Below are 17536 nucleotides of genomic sequence, written 5' to 3'. Positions count from 1 at the left end.
CGCGCCAGTTGCCGAGGGGCCAGTTGCCGAGGGGCCGCCGGGAGTCTCCCGGCGGCCCCTCGGCCGTACCGGTGGGTGCGGCTCCGGGCCGCACCCACCCGCCGCCTCACACGGCCTGCGCCAGCGGATCCGGCGCCGGCGCCGCGGCGCACCGCTCCCGCAGCAGCGCCCGGTCCGGCTTGCCCGCCGGGGTCAGCGGGAACTCCGCGACCACCAGCAGCCGTTCCGGATGCTTGCGCCGCTCCAGGCCGCGCGCCTCCAGATGGGCGCACAGCTCCCGAAGCGCCGGAGCCGCGGTACCCCGCGGCACCACACAGGCGGCGAGCCGCTCGCCCATCAGCGCGTCCGGCACCCCGACGCACACCACGTCCCGCACCAGCGGATGCGCGGCCAGCTCGATCTCCACCTCGGCCGGGCTGATGTTGGCCCCGCCGCGGATCACCACGTCCTTGAGCCGGCCCACGATGCGCAGCGTGCCGTCCTCGCCGATGACGCCGAGATCGCCGGTGCGCACCCAGCCGTCGGCGGTGCGGTAGCGGGCGTCGAGGTCGGGGGCGGCGACGTAGCACAGCGGGGTCATCGGCCCGCGGGCGACGATCTCGCCGACCCGGCCGCGCGGCGCCTCCCGCAGCTCGGGGGCGCCCGTTTCGGCGATCCGGATGTCGGCGACGCGCGGGTCCGGGTGGCCGGCCGGGATGCCGGGGCCGTCGCCGCGCAGCGGCTCGTCGGACAGCCCGGTGTGGCAGTTGACGCCGTCGGCTGAGCCGTAGAGGTTCACCACCGGACAGCCGAACACCCGCCGGGCCTCCGCGGCCGTGGCCTCGTCCAGCGGCGATCCGCCGACGACCACCGCCCGCGGGGGAGCGAACCGGGGCCGGTGGCCCTCCGCCCACCGGTCCAGCAGCATCCGCACCATGGTCGGCACGCCCAGCACATGGGTGGGCTCGTGCGCGGCGAGCGCGTCCAGGGCGGCCTCCGGCGTGAAGTGGTCCAGCACCACGAGAGTGCCGCCGTGCCGGGCGAGCGTCACGGCGGTGCCGTTGCTGCCGAACGCGGAGGCGAGCGGCACCAGGAACAGGCACCGCGGCGGCTGCCCGTCGGGCATCAGCGAGGCGAGGAAGTTGCCGCGCCCGCCGGCCAGTGCGTTGTGCGAGTACGCCACCATCTTCGGCTCGGCCTCGGAGCCGGAGGAGACGAGTATCCGGGCGGCGGAGTCGGGGTCGGGGCGGGCCGGGACGAAGGCCGCGGGGCCGGTGCGCAGCAGGGCGCTCAGGGCGACGGTGCCCTCGGGCGCCGGGCCCGGCCCGGCGGCGACCACGGTGCGCAGCGCGGGCAGTTCGGCGGCGAGTTCCAGCAGGTCGGCGGCGTGCCGGTGGCCCCGGTGCTCGGTGGCGGCGACGACGGCCACCGCCTCCGCCCGGCGCAGCAGCGACGCCGCCTCGGCCCGGCCGCGGCCGACCGGGAAGGGCAGCGCGACCGCGCCGAGGGCGGCCAGCGCGAGATCGGCGATGACGGCGTCGCGGCCGTTGGGCAGCTGGGTGCCGACCACGTCGCCCGCGCGTATGCCGAGCCCGGACAGCCCGGCGGCCAGACATCGCACCTTGCGGTCCAGGGCGGTGTAGCAGAGCTTCCCCTTGGCGTCGACGACCGCGGTGCGGTGCGGGTCGGCGATCTGCCGAGCCCGGTAGAGGCTGTACAGGTCGAGGTCGGGGCAGGTGCCGTCGACCGCCCAGGCGCGGCGCAGCTCGGCGGGCAGCAGGTCGTTGAGGGCCACGGTCATGCGAAGCTCCAGGGGTTCGGAACGACGGGGGCGCCGTGCGCGTCGCGGCCGATCGGGCCGGTCGACAGCAGGTCGGCGAGGTCGGTGACGACGGGGACGGCGGTCAGGCCGCGGTCGCGCAGCCCGCGCAGGGCCTCCGCGGTGGTCCGGTCGCGGACGTCGTACGCGAGCGAGCAGTGGTCGGCGAGGGCGATCCAGCCGTCGGCGGTGCGCAGCGGTCGCCGGAATCCGGCCGGGTGCCGAGGGCTGAGGCCCTGCGCGGCCCGGGAGCGGGCGGGCGCGGTGAGCACGTCGGCGGCGCCGAGCAGCGAGGAGTCGACGCGTACGCCGTGGCCGGTGCGCTCGCGCAGCAGCAGTCCGGCGAGGACCGCCTCGGTGCCGAGCAGCCCGCCGAGCACGTCCAGGAGGGTCATCAGGGACGGCGCCGGCGGCTCGTCGGCGGGCCGCGCCGCCTCGCCCACCCCGGTGCGGGCCTGCACCATGAAGTCGGTGCCCATGGGGGCGTCCGGCAGCCGGTCCGCCCAGCCGCTGGTGTACGCGTACACCAGTGCGGGGTTGGCCGCGGCCAGCTGCTCGTGGTCCAGGCCGAGCTGCGCCGCCTTGCCCGGCGCCCAGTTGTGCAGGAACACGTCGGCGTCGGCGGCCAGCTCCCGCAACCGCTCCCGGTCGCCCGGGGACTTGATGTCCACCTCGACGGCCTTCTTGTCCCGGTTCAGCGCCAGCCAGCGGGCCGACACCCCCGAGCAGGCGGGCGGCATCCCGCGCAGCGGATCGCCGCCCGGCGGCTCGATCCGGATCACCTCGGCGCCGAGCAGCCCGAGGAGACGGGCGGCGAGCGGCGCCTGGATCCGGCGGCCGGCCTCCAGCACGGTGAACCCGGCCAGCGGCAGCTCGCCCGCCGTCCGCGCGGGGGTGTACGAGGCGTCGTGCGGGGTCAGCGCCCAGGGGGCGGCGCCGTCGTGCTCGGCGGCCCGGCCGGCCAGCGAGACCAGGGGGCACACGTCCGCACCCGAGGAGTGGGCGGCCCGGCGGACCTGCTCCCAGGAACACGCCCGCGCCGCCGTGTGCAGGGCCTGCGGGAAGGGGGCGCAGGCGGTGGCGTAGCGGAACTGGAAGGGGCGCCACCCCCGGCGAATCGATTCCTCAGGGGCGTCCAGCGCCCGCCAGAACGCCGCCCACATCCCGGGGTCGAGCGTCTCCAGCTCGAACAGGGTCCCGTCCGACGAGGTGAACGGCGGCCCGCCCGGGGCGAGTTCGGCCGCCTCGCCCTCCTCGGCGCCGACGGCGGCCAGGTACTGGGAGACCGTCAGCAGACCGGCCCGTTCCGCGTCCACGTCGACATCGGCGGCGCGCCCGTTCCCGCGGGCCCGCGCCAGCAGCGCCGCCAGCAGGCCCTGCACGGCAAGGACGCCGGTGGCGGTGGCGGCGTGGTCCACGGCGAGGCCGCGCGGGGCGCCGTCGCGCCGGCCGTGCACCGCCATGATGCCGGTGACCGCCTGCGCGGTGGCCTCGTCGGAGGCGTCCGGGCCCCACCCGGTACGGACCGTGACGCTGCCGGGGCCGCCACCGGTGACGGTCGTCCGGCCGCCCGTCCCGCGGCCCGGTGCGGCACCGAGCAGTCTCAGATGCTCCGCGACCAGTCCCTCTCCCGGCCCCGGCGGTCCGGTGTGCTCCACCCGGAGTCCGTCGAGGGGACCGGCCGTCCGCGCGACGGCCGGTGCGGCTGGAGTTGCCATGCCTCTCCTTTCCTCACGCGCGGGAACCCGGGGGCGGTCGCCCCCGACCAGTTCCACGGAAGAGGGAGTCGGACGGCCGACGGCCCGGGTTCCCGCCACCGCCGGGAGAAGTGGGGAAAAGAGTTGACGGAGATCACCGGCGCCCCCGTGTGCCCGCCCGCCGTCACGGAGTTGAGAGACCGCGTCGCGGCGTTCGTGCGGGAGAGGGTGATGCCGGGCGAGCCGGTGCTGGACGCCGGCGGGCCCGAGGCCGCGACGCTGCTGCGCTCCCTGCAGCGGGAGGCCAGGGCCGAGGGGCTGTGGGCGCTGCCGCTCCCCGCCGAACTGGGCGGCCAGGACCTTCCGCTGGCGTCGTACGCCCATGTGGCCGAGGCCGAGGGCGCCAGTGACCACGGGCCGGCCGCCCTCGGCTCGGCGCCGCTGCTGGACGCGCTGATGCTGTGGCGGCACGGCACCCCCGCCGTCCGCGACCGCTACCCCGCCCGCCTGGCCGCCGGCGACCTGCGTGCCTGCTACGCGATGACCGAACCCGGAGTGCCCGGTACCGACCCCTTCCTGACCGCCACCCGCGCGGTACCGCGGGACGGCGGGGGCTGGCGGGTGAGCGGGCGCAAGTGGTTCACCAGCGCGGCGGCGGACGCCGACCTGGTCACGGTGCTCGCCCGCACCGACGGCGAGGCACCGGACCGCGAGGGGCTGTCGCTGCTGCTGGTGCCCGCCCGGACGCCGGGCTTCCGGGTGGTCCGCGAGCTGCCGGTGCTCGGCGCGGGCGGACAGTGGGAGATAGCGCTCGACGACGTAGCCGTCGACGCCGCCCACCTCGTCGGCGAGCGCGGCGAGGCACTGGCCGTCGCGGGCGAACGGCTGCAGCTCGGCCGCACCCTGCGCTGTCTGCGCTGGCTGGGTCAGGCCCGGCGCGCGTTCGACCTGATGCGGGAGCGGGCGGCCACCCGCACCGGCTCCCGCGGCCCGCTCGGCGACCTCCAGCTGATCCAGCGCCACGTCTTCGAGTCACTGCTCGCCCTGCGCACCACCCGCCCGCTGGTGTACGAGGCCGTGGCCCGGCTGGACGCGGGCCTGGACGCCCGGGTGGAGGTGGGCCTGGCCAAGGTGGCCGCCGCCCGCACCCTGCAGCAGGTCGCCGACGCCGCCATCCAGGTGCACGGCGCGGAGGGGCTCGGCCCCGACACCCCACTGCCCGCGCTGTTCCGCACCGGCCGGGCCGCCCGGATCCTCGACGGCCCCGACGAGCTCCACATCGCCTCGGTCGCGCGCCGCGCCCTGCGCATGCCGTAGCAGCCGCCCCGGCCTGTCCCGTCCCACCCCCACCCGTTCGGGACACGGTTCGGACGGGCGGTGATCCCGCGGCGGGGACACCCCGCGAGATCGCCCGCGGCGGCACCGGGCGGTACTCGTCCGGTGAGGTGGTTCGAGCAGGCCGAGGCCGCGTAGCGGCGCGGGAGCGGGACGCGGCCGTCGCCGTGGTCAGTGCCCGCGCCGCGTGCGTCTCCGCCGGTCTCCAGCGGCACGACGACCACCTGAGGCACCATGACCACCTGTGGCACAGGGATCTGCTCGTCGGTGCCGGACGGCTCGCGGAGCCGGCCGGCCGTGTCCGCACGGATGTCCACGCACGCCGTCGGCTCGACTCCGCGCTGCGCGAACGGGGGACGGCAGCGGAGCTGCGCGATCGCGCCGAACGGGGACCGCGGTGCCCGGTACGCCCTCGTCCGGCTGCCGGGCGGGACGGGGCGGGCGGACGAGGCTCGTCGGACGGTTCGGGAGCTCGGGCCGGAGGACCAGTACGCGCACGAGAACGCCGGTCGCCTCGACCGCCGTGGGGCGGGGCCGGTTCGCTACGCCTCGTGGAGGCCGACCAGACCCGTCAGCGTCGCCAGGGCGTACGCCAGGAAGAAGTCGCCCCAGATCAGCTCGTGCCGGGGCGCGGTGCCGGCGGCCAGGTCGTAACAGCCGTCCAGGAGGCGGCCGTCGGTGGTGAGGTGGGTGCGGGTCAACTCCTCCAGGAGGGTCTCGGCCTGGTCGCGGTGGCCGAGGCCGAGCAACGCCAGGGCTGTGATCGCGGCGGCGGAGGTGTCCCGTGGGCCCTCCGGGCGGGATTCGTCCGCCGGGGGGACCCGCGGGGCCTCGCGCAGATGCTCCGCCTCGGGCGCGAGGTCCGCGGCGTCGAGGCGGTGCGCCGCGTCCGCGAGCGCCAGCAGCAGCCAGGCCCGGCCCCGGCTCCAGCCCGGGGGCGGGTCGTCGCAGCGGGTCCAGCCCGTGGGCGGCTCGTGGCGCCAGCACCAGCCGCCCACGCGCGCCCGCAGTTCCAGGTGGCGGCGGAGGTGGGACTCGGCGGCCCGGGGAGCCGACGCCGCCAGCAGAGGCACCATGCCCGGTACGCCGTCCGCGCGGGCCAGCAGCCGTGGGCCGCCGAACGCCGCACCCCACGGCACCAGGCCGAGCGCGGGGTCGTACGCCTCCCGGCAGGCCCGGGCCGCCCGGTCGCGCAGGTCGGTCGCCGCCGAACCCTCGGCCAGCGCCGTGCCGTACCAGAGGATCAGCCCGCGCGTGGCGGTGTCGGCGCCGGCCCACGGCGCGAGCCGCTCCGTGCACCGCAGTGCCGCCGCACGGTCGGCCGCGTTCCGGGTGTGCCGGTAGCGCAGCCAGAGCAGCCCGGCCCAGAAGCCGCCGGTCCACGAACCCCGGCCGGTCGTCGTCCACCGGCCGGACCCGGGATCGGCGTACAGCGGAAACCGGTCACCGGCCTCGGTCCGGGTGACCGCGACCCGGTCGAGGAGGGACTCCAGCGCCGGGCCCGCCCACGCCGGCGCCACCCCCGCCGCTCCGTTCCTCGCCGTACCGCTCACGTCCGTACTGCTCATGCCCCTGCCGCCGCACGACGCTCCCGTACCGCCCACACCAGCGCCACCGCCGCCGCGCCCGCGAACTCGGCCGCGACCAGCAGCCACCCGGTCCCGTACCGCCCGGCCGCCGCCAGCAGCCCGAACAGCGGTGGGCCGACCGCGAAACCGGCGAAGAAGCCTGCCGAGACCAGCGCCGAGTCCTGGCCCGCGCGGCCCGGCGCCGCGCGCTGCATCACCAGCACCATCGAGACCGCGTTCGCGGCCACCGCGAAGACCCCCACCGCCACCGCGGCCGGCCACGCCAGCGCACCCGCGTACGCCGACGCCGCGAGCAGCAGCGCCGCACACACCGAGCCGGCGGCCAGACCACCCGGCAGCCACCCGGCGAGCCCCGGCCGTCCCGCCAGCTTGGACCAGCCCACCCGGCCCGCGATCCCGGCCACGCCCAGCACCGCCACCAGGGCCCCGGCCGCCGTCGGTCCGAAACCGAGCTCCCGGACCCCGTACAGCGTCAGATAGGTGTTCACCGAGGCGATGCCGCAGCCCAGCAGCAGCGAGAACGCCGCGAGCCACGCGATGGTGCCGCGCGGAACCCAGGCGGCCGGTACGGACTTCGGCGGCGGGTCGGCGGGCAGGACGCGCGCCGCCCACACGGCCGCCGCCACGGCCGCCGCGGACGCCGTCCACACCGCGCCCCGCCACCCCGTGACGGCTGCCAGCGCGGCCAGCGGCAGCCCCGCGGCGAACGCCCCGAGCTGCACCCCCGACTGCTTCATGCCGGTCACCGCGCCCCGCCGCTCGGCGGGCACGGCCGACAGGATCGCCTTGTTGGTCGCCGGGTTGGCCAGTGCCTGCGGGAGCCCGCCCAGCGCCACCGCCGCCAGCAGGAACCCCGTACCCGGCGCCCAGCCGATCGCCACCAGTGCCGCCGCCGACAGCAGGAGCAGCACCACCAGACAACGGCGCGGCCCGATCCGGTCCACCACCCGCCCACCGACCGGGGACAGCAGCGCCGCCGCGCCGAAGCCGACGGTCGTGGTCAGGCCCAGCACCGTCGGCGAGACGTCCAGATCGTCCACGATCCGCGGCCCCAGCGCGCCGAGCAGGAACAGTTGCAGCATCGAGAAGGCCATCGCACAGGTCAGGAGTGCGGTCGTGCCCCCGGTCGCCGGCCTCGCGGTCGGCTCCCGCACGTCACGGACCTCGCTCTGCTCCGCCGCCACCCGTTCCCCTCCTCCATCGTGCCCCGACACGACCCGGAGCCTGCCCAGAAGTCGGAGAGGGCGCACTCCCGGTTCCCGTGCATCAAATGTGATGCGTATCACGTGAGTTGGATTGAGTCGGGCGCCGGGACAATGTCCGTACCCTCCCGTGACCCGTGAGACCCGGATGCGAGGATGAGGCAGCCATGACTGCTGGGTGGTGTTCTCGCACGGTACGGGCCGCGGTGTTCGCGGCCGTCTGTGTGCTGCTCGCCGCCATGGGGCACGCCATGATGTCGGGGACCTCGGTGCCCTGGTGGGCGTTGGCCGCCGGAGCGGCCGCCACGGGCGGTGTGGCCTGGCGGCTCGCCGGACGGGAACGGGGCCTGCTGCTCGTCGGCTCCGCCACGGTGGGCGCCCAGGCCGCACTCCACTCCGCGTTCTCGCTCGCCCAGGCGGTGACCGGACCCGGGGCGCGCAGCGGGGGCTCCCTCGGCCGGCGCTGGCTGGAGCATCTGCTGTGCCTGCCGCCCGCGGGAGCGGGCGGCGCGCACGGCACCGGGGCGGGGGCCGGGCACGTCATGGACCACGGCGCCACGGCCGCCGGGCACTCCGCGCACGCGATGCACTCCCTGCACGCCGCGCACGCCGCGCCGTCCGGGTCCTCCGTGGGCCACCTCGACGGCATCGGCACCATGGCGCACATGGACCACGGCATGGGCGGCATGTCCCCGGCCGGCATGCTCGCCGCGCACCTGCTCGCCGCGCTGCTGTGCGGCCTGTGGCTCGCGTACGGCGAGCGCGCCGCGTTCCGGATCCTGCGCGCGCTGGCCGGCTGGCTCTTCGCACCGCTGCGTCCGCTGCTGCGGCAGCCCGCCGCACCCCACCGTCCGCGTCCGTGGACCGGCCGACCCGACTCCTGCGTCGCACTGCGCCGGCTGCTGCTCACCCATGCCATCACTTCTCGGGGTCCGCCCACCGGGGTCGCTGTCGTCTGACGACAGCTGGTTCCCCGGGGCACCGGCCGGCCCACGAGCCGCCGAGTCCCGCCCCGGGCACCGGCCGAGGCCCCTCCGTGCCCGGCCGTCACCCCACACCGGCACCTCCCGTGCCGCGCTCGCAGCGCCGCCCGTCGGCCCCGCCTGCGCCGGCACGGTGGCTCGCCGGTCCCGGATCCCCGAGAAGGACAGACCCAGGTGACCACTGCTGCCCTGCTGCCCGAACGCACAGAGCCAAGAGAACGCAATCAGCCGAAGGCACGCGCCCGGTCGACGGAACGCACCCGGGCGAGAGAGGAATCGATCACCGCCCTGGCGCTCGCCGCGCGTGGCGGCGACACCGAGGCGGGCGAGGCCTTCGTCCGCGCGCTGCACCGCGACGTCCGTCACTACGTGACGTTCCTCGGCGCGGACCCGCAGAGCGCCGACGATCTGGCCCAGGACACCTTCCTGCGGGCCCTCGGCAGCCTGCACCGGTTCGAGGGCCGCTCCTCGGCCCGCACCTGGCTGCTCGCGATCGCCCGGCGCGCCGTGATCGACAGCATCCGCTACAGCTCCTGCCGCCCGCGGCTGTCGGACACGGAGGACTGGGAGGCTGCGGCCGAACGCAGCCAGCCGCGCGACGTGCCCGGCTTCGACGACGGCATCGCCCTCGCCGAGCTGCTCGACACGCTCCCTGCAGACCGGCGGGAGGCCTTCGTCCTCACCCAGCTGCTGGGGCTGCCCTACGCGGAGGCGGCGGCGGTCAGCGACTGCCCCGTCGGCACGGTGCGTTCGCGTGTCTCGCGCGCCCGCACCTCGCTGATCCAGTGGCTGGACGAGGCCGAGGCCGAGGACGCGTCGCCGGCCGCCTGACGAACACCGCCGCTGCCCGCCCGGCCCGTCGCCCGGGCGGCAGCACGGGCGCGGTACCCGGTTCGTCCTCGGCGGGCGCCGGGCGACCGCCGAGCGCCTCGGCCGGCCCTGTCGCCCAGGACGTCGATCGTCTTGGGAGGACGCCGATCGTCCCGGCAGGGCCCGACCGCCCCGCTCCGACGCCGATCGGCCCCGGCCGGCGCACGGTGTCAGGCGTAGGGGCCCTCTTCCGCCCGTCCCAGATCGCCGTAGCGTGGCGTCCCGCGGTCCGTGTGGCGTCGGAACCAGTCGGCGGCGGCCTCGGACACCTGCTCCAGTGCGCCGGGCTCGGGGAAGAGATGGGTCGCGCCGGGCACCACATGGAGCTCGTGCGGCCCGGGAAGCTGCTCGGCGGCCCGGCGGTTCAGGTCGAGCACCGTCTCGTCATGACCGCCGACGATCAGCAGGACCGGGGCCCGGACCCGGGTGAGCGCATCGCCGGCCAGGTCCGGCCGGCCGCCCCGGGACACCACCGCCGAGACCCGCGCGGGGCGCTCGCCGGCCGTGATCAGGGCGGCCGCCGCGCCCGTGCTCGCCCCGAACAGGCCCACCGGAAGGTCCGCGGTGTCCGGGCGCCGCGTCAGCCAGTCGACGGCGTCCGCCAGCCGCCCGGCCAGCATGCCGATGTCGAAACGGAGCCAACCCGTCACCTCGTCCTCGCGCGCCTCCGCCTCCGTCAGCAGATCCAGCAGCAGCGTGGCGAATCCGGCCCGCTGCAGCTCGGCGGCGACCGCGCGGTTGCGCGGGCTCAGCCGCGAGCTGCCGCTGCCGTGCGCGAACAGTACCGCCCCCCGGGGCCCGGCCGGGATCACCAGATCCGCGGAGAGCCGTGCCTGGCCCGAGGGGGATGCCACTGTCACCGTCGCGGAGACCATGCGTCCTCATCTCCCGGTGGCCGTGTGCTGGGCTGCCCGGGTACCCGGCCGGGCGCCCTCACACCCGCGGCTCAGGCCGGTTCGGGTGCCCGGCCGGGCGTGGCCGGGGGTGCGGGCGCGCCGTGGCCCGCGTCGCCGTCGCCGCGGTCGCCCCGCCCGTCCCGGTCGTCCAGGCCGCCCGGGTCGGCGTCGGTGCGGCGGGAGAGCCGGCCCGGCCACCAGAAGCGGCGGCCCAGGTCCAGAGCGAGCGCGGGCACCAGCACCGTACGGACGAGGAAGGTGTCCAGCAGGACGCCGATGCCGACGAGCACGCCAAGCTGGGCCAGCGTCACCAGCGGCAGCCCCGCGAACACGGCGAAGGTGGCGGCGAGCACGACGCCCGCGGAGGTGATGACACCGCCGGTACTGGTCAGGCCCTCCAGTACACCGCGGGTGTGGCCGATGCGGGCCGCCTCCTCCTTCACCCGGTGCATCAGGAAGATGTTGTAGTCGATGCCCAGGGCGACCAGGAACACGAAGCCCATCAGCGGGATCGACCAGTCGACGCCCGCATGACCCAGTACCTGCTCGAAGACCAGGTTGGAGGCCCCCAGCGCGGCGGCGTACGACAGCACCACGGTGGCCAGCAGGAGAACCGGTGCGACCAGCGCGCGCAGCAGCCGGACCAGGACGCCGAGGACCACCAGCAGGACGACCGGGATGACGGTCCGCAGATCGCGGTCGGCCGCGCGCTGGGTGTCCAGCGCCTCCGCGGTGGTGCCGCCGACCAGGGCGTCCATCGGGTTCACGGCTTCGCGCAGGCCGTCCACCGCGTCCTTGGCGGCCCTGCTGTCCGGGGCGTCGTCCAGCACCACGGACAGGGCGGCGAGTGTTCCGTCCGGGGTGCGGTCGCCGCCGGGCTCCACCCGGGCGACGCCGTCCACGGCGGACGCGGCGTCCCGGACCTCGGCGACCCGGCCGCCGGGGGCGACGATCGTCGCGGGGTCGGAGGCGCCCGACGGGTAGTGGGCGGAGATCCGCTCCTGCGCCACCACGGACTCCGGTTCGTCCTGGAACATCTCGGCCTGCGTCAGGCCCATGCCGATCCCGGTCGCGCTCAGCGCGAGGACCCCGGTCGCGGCGACGGACATCATCCACGACCAGCGCGGGCGCCGGGCCACGGCGATCCCGATGCGGGACCAGACCGTGTGCGCCCTGCGGGCAGGCGTACCGTGTTCCGGCACGAACGGCCAGAACACCCAGCGGCCGGCGACGACGAGCAGCGCAGGCAGCACGGTGACCATGGCGAGGAAGCCGCAGACGACACCGACGGCCCCCACCAGCCCCAGCGAGCGCGAGGAGTTGACGTCGGCGAGGGCCAGACAGGCCAGGCCCAGGGCGATGGTGCCGGCCGAGGCGAGGATCGCCGGGCCGGAGCGGGCGAGCGCGATCCGCATCGCCGTGTGCCGGTCGGCGTGGCGGTGCAGCTCCTCTCGGTAGCGGGCGATGAGCAGCAGGGCGTAGTCGGTGCCGACGCCGAAGACGAGCACCATCAGCACGCCCGCGCTCTGCGGGTCGACCGGCAGCCCCGCGTGCCGGGCCAGCAGATACGTGCTGACCTGGGTGAGGATCGCGGCGAAGCCCACGGACAGCAGCGGCAGCAGCCACAGCACGGGGCTGCGGTAGGTGATCAGCAGCAGGACCGCCACGACCAGGCCGGTGGCGAGCATCAGGGTGGTGTCGAGGTCGTCGAAGACGGCCACCGAGTCGGTGAGGGACCCTGCGGGGCCGCCGATCTCGGCGTCCACGCCGGGCGGGGCATGGGCGTCCGCGATCTCCCGCAGCTGTTCGATCGTCCCGGTGATGTCGTCCTCGCTGTCCAGCGGGACCACCGTCATCAGGGCCTCGCCGTCCTCGGACGGGATCGGCGGCGGGACCTGCTCGCCCGCGGGCACGTACCGGGCGAAGGCCTCCCGGTCGGCGGCGGCCTTCCGCTCGGCGCCGTCGCCCGTGTAGATCACCACCGCGGGCATGACGGTGTCGGTGCGGAACCTCTCCAGTTCCGTGTTGACACGGGCGGACTCGGCACCGCGCGGAAGAAACGCGTTCGGGCTCGTGTCCTCGACCTCGCCCAGTTTTCCGGCCAGCGGGCCGAGCGCGACGGCCAGGATCAGCCAGGCCGCGAGGATCAGCCACTTGCCGCGGCGACCGGCGGGCGCACGGGTCACATGCTGCAGCAGCGCACGCATGAGTACTCTCCTTCATAGGGAGCGCGCGGCCGGTCGGTGACCGGCTCGGGGCGCACGGGGCCCGCACCACGGCGCACCAGGTGTGACGACCTGCCGTGGTGTTACGGGTGTGTGGATGTGTGTCCGGGCGTGTTCCGCCTCGGTACGGCCGGGAGTTGCCGCTCCCGGCCGTACACGGGTGACGCCGGCCCGCGACGCCGGCGCACGGGGCTGTCCGCCGGCCCTACTCGATCTCGCGCATCATCTTCTCCATCGAGCCCACCGCCAGCCGGGTCTGCGTCAGTTCGTCGAGCGTCTGCCGCTGCTCCTCGGCCGTGCGCCGCTGCAGCTCCACGGTGTCCTCCAGGAGCTGCGCGTACCGCGCGGCGAGTTCCTTGTACTGCTCCTCGCGCGCCGCCAGCATGCGGGCCCGCCAGGTGGCGGCGACCTGCCAGACGATCACGATCAGCAGGGCGAAGAACCCGGCCGCGCCGACGGCGCCGACCAGGATCCCCAGCTCTTCCTCCCCGGCGGCGAGCGTCACCAGTTCCCCATTCACTTCGCTTCCTCTTTCGCGGTGCGGTCGGCCCGATCCGCGTCGCGGTCGCCGGTTCCGGTGACCGTCGCGGCGGCGCGGGCGATGACGCGGGGCGTCAGCTCGTAGCAGAACGGGGCGACTTCGTAGTACTTCATCGCCTTGCCGTCCTCCCCGACCTCGAGTGTGCCGACGACCAGTCCGGCCGCCTCCAGACGCTGGAGATGCATGTGCAGCAGCGGCCGGCCGATGCCGATCTCGCGGGCCAGCGCGCTGACGTAGTTCCGGCTCTCCAGGAGCGCCGCGACGATCCGCATGCGATGCGGATTGCCGAGCGCGGAGAACACCTTGAGCAACTCGTCGCCCGTCGGTGCCGCAGCCGGGACCTCGGGCATCAGCGGCCCCTTTCCGTCGTACCTGTCAGAAAAGGCTGACAGTCGCCGCGGACACCTGTCAAAGATTCCTGACACATCTGGGGGTGAGATCCGGGAGAGGTCGGGGATGCGTGGGGGAGGACATGGGGGGCGCCTCAGGGTCGACCCTGAGGCGCGGATCGGTCAGCCCTCCTCCTCGTCGCCCTCGAAGAAGTCGCCGATCTCATCGACGACCTCGGCCGCGACCATGCCGCCGACCACTCCCGCGGCGAGTCCGGCGGCGCCCGCGGCGACGGCGGTGCCCATGCCGGGACCCGAGTGGTGGTGCGCGCCGTGGCCGTGGGCCGTGCCGCGCTCGGCGAGCTGCCGCACCCAGCCGTCGACCTCGGCGGTCCAGTCCCGCACCTCGTCCAGGCCGACGGTGAAGAGGGTCAGCGCGTCATGGCCGGAGGAGAGCAGGCCACCGCGCCGGTCGGCCTCCAGCACCACGTCCATGCCGTCCGGCGCGGCCAGGAAGGTGACCTCGAGCTGCCGGAGCCGGTCCGCGTACTGCGGGGCAGGCGTCAGCTCGATCTCCTGGTAGAAGGGCAGCCGCTGCCCGGTCCCCCCGATCCGGCCGTACTCCAGGTCGGCGGACCGGAAGCCGAACCCGAGCTGCCCCAGGGCCTCCAGGACCGCCTCCTGGGCGGGCAGCGGAGCCACGGCCAGCGGGTCCAGGTCGCCCTTGTCCCGTGCGCCGGCCACCGCCAGTTCGGTGCGCACCCCGAGCCCGATGCCCAGCGGCTGCCCGTGCAGTTCGGTGACCGGCGTCTCCCAGGGCAGCGGCAGCCCGAACGGCACGCTGCGCTCCTCACCCGGGCCGAGCCGGAAGCCGCCGCCGACGTGCACCCGGTCGAAGACGACGACCCCCTCGCTCTCCCCGCCCTCGTGCTCCGCCTCGACGCGCGCCACCAGCTCCAGGGTGATCTGCTCGATGTCGAAGTCGGCGTCGCCGCCCCGGAGATGGACCTGCCCCGACAGGACCCCGCCGGGCCGGGCGGCGCCCGGGTCGAGGACCGTGTCCACCGTGGGCCCGCCCACCCCGAGCGCACCGAGCAGCCGTTTGAACACCATCGTTGCGTTCGCTCCTCGTCTACTGTTTCCGTTGTGACCTTGTCTGCTGTGACCTGCGAAAACGTTCTCTACAGGCACGTAGAAGAATAGAGGTCGCAAGGGCCGGGCAGCGATGTGAACCGCACACTGGCCTGATTCCCTCTCAGCTGCCGCCCATCTTCCAGGTCAGAGCCACGTGTCCTGGTCATCGGTCCAGTCAGTGACGGGGTGTCCTGCAGCGTCCGCTCACGCATCTCTTGACGCGGCCGCTGCCGCCGAACCGCGGCTTCTCGGTGCTCACGGATCCGCGCGCCAAGGGGGGAGCCGGACGCGCTGAGGGCGGCCCGGCGCCTGTTGGGCGAGCGCGCTGTTCGGACTCGAGATGAGAGCAGCTCGTTCGGAGGGAGGCCATGCTCATGGTCTGGTGCAGCCATGAGGAAATGGCTCGCATGGTCCGGACCAGGAGCGTTGGGGGCCTTGACCGTGACGATCGGAAGATCCGAGAGACCTGGTTCGACGCGGATGTGATGCACTCTCGGTGCGCTATGACGAGGCGTACGACTACGACTCGAAGTACCGAACCTGGATCGAGAACCCGAGGCACCGACTGGAGGCCGGCAGCCGGGTGTTGGACCTGGGATGCGTCAGCGGTGTCCCCGGTCGTGTGTGCTCTGGCCCAGGCGGGACACCGCGACACCGGGGTCGACATCAGCGAGATGCAGATCCGTCGAGCCCGGGAACTGGTGCCCGGGGGCCGACTTCATCAGGGCCGATGCCAACTCGGTGGACTTCCCCGCCGAGTCCTTCGATGCCCGTGGTCTCCCTCTATGCCCTGATTCACATCCCGTTGCAGGAGCAGCGTCCACTGCTCGCGAAGGTTGCCTCATGGCTTCGCCTGGGCGGATGGTTTCTGTGCAGCACAGGGCAGCACGCGTGGACCGGCACGGACGAGGGCTGGCTAGGCGGCGGGGTGGCCATGGGGTGGAGCATCGCAGTTGGGGGATCCGCCGCTACTGGGCACGGCTCGCGCCGTCGCCGCACGCCATCGTGGTGGCCGGGTGAATTCGCCATATCCGTCAGCGGGTGTCGCGGATCATCACTGTGAGCATCGGCGAGGCCGGCGACGGCTGGCTCTGTCCGATGTCCTCGTACCCCCACGACCTGTAGAGCGCATGGACCTTTCCCTCCCCGGCCGCCGGGTTGACCATGAGGGTGACGAACGGTTCATCGCGTGTGGCCAGAAGGGCATCGTGGATGCGGCGGGCGGTGCCGCTCTTCCGCCAAATCGGCCGGACGCCGATCTCCTTCAGAGCCACGGCCGGACGCTCGGTGTACCTCTCCGCCGGCGTCGGGCTGGTGCGCTGCCAGTAGCGGTCGCCGTGCTCGATGGTATTGCCGTAGGCGTAGCCGACCGGATGTCCGTCGGCGTATGCGAGGACGGCTGTGAACCCTGGCTCGGTGCCGTGCCGGTCCAGGCGTTCGCCGAATGCGGTGACCGCGTAGTTCGGCAGGTGGAGGAGTGGGGCGCGCACGTCGGCGTACACGTCTAGGAGGTCGCCGCGGGCGGTGTCGAGGGTGGTGAAGGTGCGTAGTTCGATGGCGGGTGCCGTGGTCATGCGGCCATCCTCCAGGTGGCGGTGTGTTCGGTCCAGGTCTGCGCGGTGGAGCTGCTCGGCGCGGTGGCGCGTAGTGCGGCACCGAACTCCTGCAGCATGCATGTGACCCGGGCGTGCCGGGTGGCGGCTTCGGCGGGGACCTTCATCGCGGTGGCTGTGGCGGCGTCGGGGGCGCCCTGGGCGAGCTGAGCGTGTGCGAGCCGGGTGGTGGTGATTGCGCGGGAGCGGATCATGTGGGGGCGGAGGGCGGACAGGCAGCGGTGGGCGTGGTACTCGGCGGTCGAGTAGTCGCCGAGTGCCAAGTGCGCGGAGAGGGCCAGGGAGTCCAGTTCGGCTTGGTCGTAGAAGGCGAGCATCCACACGGGGCGGTAGTCGGCGGGGTCGGCGCGCAGCATGGCGTCCTGCGCCTGCTCGAACGCGCGGCGGGTGCCAGTGCGGTCCTGTGCCGTGCCGTGGATGGCGCCCTGGCGGGCCAGGCCGAGGGACGCGAACAGAGGGTCACGGCGGGTGAGGTGCAGATTGCGGGCGACATCGTTGGCGGCGAACGCGTCCGCCGGTCGGCCCATGTGGCGGTACATGGTCCCCGCGTGGCTCCAGATCCGGAACTTGATCGCCTGGTCGCCGGACATCTCGGCGAGGGCCTGGGCCTCGCGCATGTGCGCCTTGGCTACGTCGTAGCGCCGGCCGTCGATGGCGGCCCACATCGCGGAGGAGCGGAAGGCGGCTGCGGAGGCGTAGAGGTTGCTGCGTACCCGCTGGGTGGCGCTGCCGGCGTTCTGGAGGTTGAGTGCCTCGTCGGCGAGGGCGGCGGCCCGCTGTTCGATGCCGAGTTGTCCGCCGTGGCGGTGGTCGCTGGCGATGATCTCGGCGAAGCGCTTGTTGAGGCGGTTGACGTCGCTCATGCCGATACGGTGCGGCGAAGCGGTGCCGGGTGCGGCTGCTGCTGCGGCAGCTGCCGCGATGCTGCCGACGAGGGTACGGCGCTTCATGTCGGGGTCCTCCTGCTGCGGTGGGGCCGGGGTGGACGAAGGCCGGCCCCGTGGCACGAACCCTAAAGCGACGGCGGGTAGTCCGGTGACGTCCTCAAGTGCCTTGCGGGCGGCTGCCTTTGGCCACGTGACCCGGCCCGCTTTCCATGCCCGGACCGACGAGCCGTCGAGTCCTCCAGGGCGCCCGGTCAACCGTTCAATGGCCCTGTTCACGGCCTCGGCGAGGCTGTTGGAGCTGTAGCCGTGTTCGGTCATCCACGCCTCAAGAACGGTGTTGCGGGTGGTGTCCATGCGGGCACGGTAGTCCGCGCGATCCCTCCCCACCAGGTAAAGGGAAGGTCAAAACGCCCTAGGCGGGTCCGTCGACTGAATGC

Annotated in this window: 14 protein-coding genes; 3 read left to right on the top strand and 11 right to left on the bottom strand. The window is 74.6% G+C overall.

The features are described from left to right. Window positions 1-106: 106 nt before the first annotated feature. Together V5O46_RS09265 and V5O46_RS09260 are read right to left on the bottom strand one after the other, a co-directional pair. Window positions 107-1780: a class I adenylate-forming enzyme family protein gene (locus V5O46_RS09265; protein ID WP_332883996.1), complete on the bottom strand. Its 1674-nt coding sequence runs from the start codon at window positions 1778-1780 to the stop codon at window positions 107-109. Continuing rightward, complete coding sequence (locus V5O46_RS09260; RefSeq protein WP_332883995.1) at window positions 1777-3516, bottom strand: CoA transferase; 1740 nt, start codon at window positions 3514-3516, stop codon at window positions 1777-1779. Before V5O46_RS09260 ends, V5O46_RS09265 begins: the two co-directional genes overlap by 4 nt. Window positions 3517-3639: 123 nt before the next feature. Between V5O46_RS09260 and V5O46_RS09255 the strand changes: the two genes are divergently transcribed. Beyond that, window positions 3640-4812, top strand: a complete 1173-nt coding sequence (locus V5O46_RS09255; protein ID WP_332883994.1) for an acyl-CoA dehydrogenase family protein — start codon at window positions 3640-3642, stop codon at window positions 4810-4812. A gap of 560 nt (window positions 4813-5372) precedes the next feature. Here V5O46_RS09255 and V5O46_RS09250 read toward each other — a convergent pair. Together V5O46_RS09250 and V5O46_RS09245 are read right to left on the bottom strand one after the other, a co-directional pair. Further along, on the bottom strand, window positions 5373-6398 hold the full coding sequence (locus tag V5O46_RS09250) for a sugar ABC transporter permease (RefSeq protein WP_332883993.1): 1026 nt from the start codon (window positions 6396-6398) through the stop codon (window positions 5373-5375). Then, window positions 6395-7513 carry an MFS transporter gene (locus V5O46_RS09245; RefSeq protein WP_332884131.1) on the bottom strand — a complete coding sequence of 373 codons (1119 nt, stop codon included), beginning with the start codon at window positions 7511-7513 and terminating at the stop codon, window positions 6395-6397. The genes V5O46_RS09250 and V5O46_RS09245 overlap by 4 nt, the downstream gene beginning before the upstream one ends. Window positions 7514-7788: 275 nt before the next feature. Here V5O46_RS09245 and V5O46_RS09240 point away from each other — a divergent pair, with 275 nt between their 5' ends. Continuing rightward, a complete protein-coding gene (locus tag V5O46_RS09240; protein ID WP_332883992.1) occupies window positions 7789-8580 on the top strand; it encodes a hypothetical protein in 792 nt (263 codons plus the stop codon). Between the two features lie 303 nt (window positions 8581-8883). Further along, on the top strand, window positions 8884-9435 hold the full coding sequence (locus tag V5O46_RS09235; protein WP_332884130.1) for a sigma-70 family RNA polymerase sigma factor: 552 nt from the start codon (window positions 8884-8886) through the stop codon (window positions 9433-9435). Between the two features lie 209 nt (window positions 9436-9644). Here V5O46_RS09235 and V5O46_RS09230 read toward each other — a convergent pair whose 3' ends face one another. From V5O46_RS09230 to V5O46_RS09200, 7 genes are all read right to left on the bottom strand, one after another. Next, window positions 9645-10349 (bottom strand): dienelactone hydrolase family protein, encoded by a 705-nt coding sequence (locus V5O46_RS09230; RefSeq protein WP_332883991.1) that lies wholly within the window; start codon window positions 10347-10349, stop codon window positions 9645-9647. A gap of 71 nt (window positions 10350-10420) precedes the next feature. Beyond that, on the bottom strand, window positions 10421-12577 hold the full coding sequence (locus V5O46_RS09225) for an MMPL family transporter (RefSeq protein WP_332883990.1): 2157 nt from the start codon (window positions 12575-12577) through the stop codon (window positions 10421-10423). Window positions 12578-12800: 223 nt separating this feature from the next. Further along, window positions 12801-13115, bottom strand: a complete 315-nt coding sequence (locus V5O46_RS09220; RefSeq protein ID WP_332883989.1) for a hypothetical protein — start codon at window positions 13113-13115, stop codon at window positions 12801-12803. Next, entirely contained in the window at window positions 13112-13486 is a 375-nt protein-coding gene (locus tag V5O46_RS09215; protein WP_332883988.1) for an ArsR/SmtB family transcription factor, read from the bottom strand. The genes V5O46_RS09220 and V5O46_RS09215 overlap by 4 nt, the downstream gene beginning before the upstream one ends. 162 nt (window positions 13487-13648) lie before the next feature. Then, window positions 13649-14578 (bottom strand): sporulation protein, encoded by a 930-nt coding sequence (locus tag V5O46_RS09210; RefSeq protein WP_332883987.1) that lies wholly within the window; start codon window positions 14576-14578, stop codon window positions 13649-13651. A gap of 1055 nt (window positions 14579-15633) precedes the next feature. Then, window positions 15634-16173 (bottom strand): GNAT family N-acetyltransferase, encoded by a 540-nt coding sequence (locus tag V5O46_RS09205; protein ID WP_332883986.1) that lies wholly within the window; start codon window positions 16171-16173, stop codon window positions 15634-15636. Then, entirely contained in the window at window positions 16170-17453 is a 1284-nt protein-coding gene (locus tag V5O46_RS09200; RefSeq protein ID WP_332883985.1) for an XRE family transcriptional regulator, read from the bottom strand. Before V5O46_RS09200 ends, V5O46_RS09205 begins: the two co-directional genes overlap by 4 nt. Window positions 17454-17536 lie beyond the last annotated feature (83 nt).

Source organism: Streptomyces poriticola (genome assembly GCF_036689765.1).
Taxonomy (GTDB): domain Bacteria; phylum Actinomycetota; class Actinomycetes; order Streptomycetales; family Streptomycetaceae; genus Streptomyces; species Streptomyces poriticola.
This window is presented reverse-complemented; position numbering and strand designations above follow the sequence as displayed.

Excerpts from the sequence above, each read along its gene's own strand:
- V5O46_RS09250 (WP_332883993.1), bottom strand. The coding sequence starts at position 6,398 with ATGAGCAGTACGGACGTGAGCGGTACGGCGAGGAACGGAGCGGCGGGG.
- V5O46_RS09205 (WP_332883986.1), bottom strand. The coding sequence starts at position 16,173 with ATGACCACGGCACCCGCCATCGAACTACGCACCTTCACCACCCTCGAC.
- V5O46_RS09240 (WP_332883992.1), top strand. The coding sequence starts at position 7,789 with ATGACTGCTGGGTGGTGTTCTCGCACGGTACGGGCCGCGGTGTTCGCG.
- V5O46_RS09265 (WP_332883996.1), bottom strand. The coding sequence starts at position 1,780 with ATGACCGTGGCCCTCAACGACCTGCTGCCCGCCGAGCTGCGCCGCGCC.
- V5O46_RS09245 (WP_332884131.1), bottom strand. The coding sequence starts at position 7,513 with ATGGCCTTCTCGATGCTGCAACTGTTCCTGCTCGGCGCGCTGGGGCCG.
- V5O46_RS09215 (WP_332883988.1), bottom strand. The coding sequence starts at position 13,486 with ATGCCCGAGGTCCCGGCTGCGGCACCGACGGGCGACGAGTTGCTCAAG.
- V5O46_RS09230 (WP_332883991.1), bottom strand. The coding sequence starts at position 10,349 with ATGGTCTCCGCGACGGTGACAGTGGCATCCCCCTCGGGCCAGGCACGG.
- V5O46_RS09200 (WP_332883985.1), bottom strand. The coding sequence starts at position 17,453 with ATGGACACCACCCGCAACACCGTTCTTGAGGCGTGGATGACCGAACAC.
- V5O46_RS09260 (WP_332883995.1), bottom strand. The coding sequence starts at position 3,516 with ATGGCAACTCCAGCCGCACCGGCCGTCGCGCGGACGGCCGGTCCCCTC.
- V5O46_RS09225 (WP_332883990.1), bottom strand. The coding sequence starts at position 12,577 with ATGCGTGCGCTGCTGCAGCATGTGACCCGTGCGCCCGCCGGTCGCCGC.
- V5O46_RS09210 (WP_332883987.1), bottom strand. The coding sequence starts at position 14,578 with ATGGTGTTCAAACGGCTGCTCGGTGCGCTCGGGGTGGGCGGGCCCACG.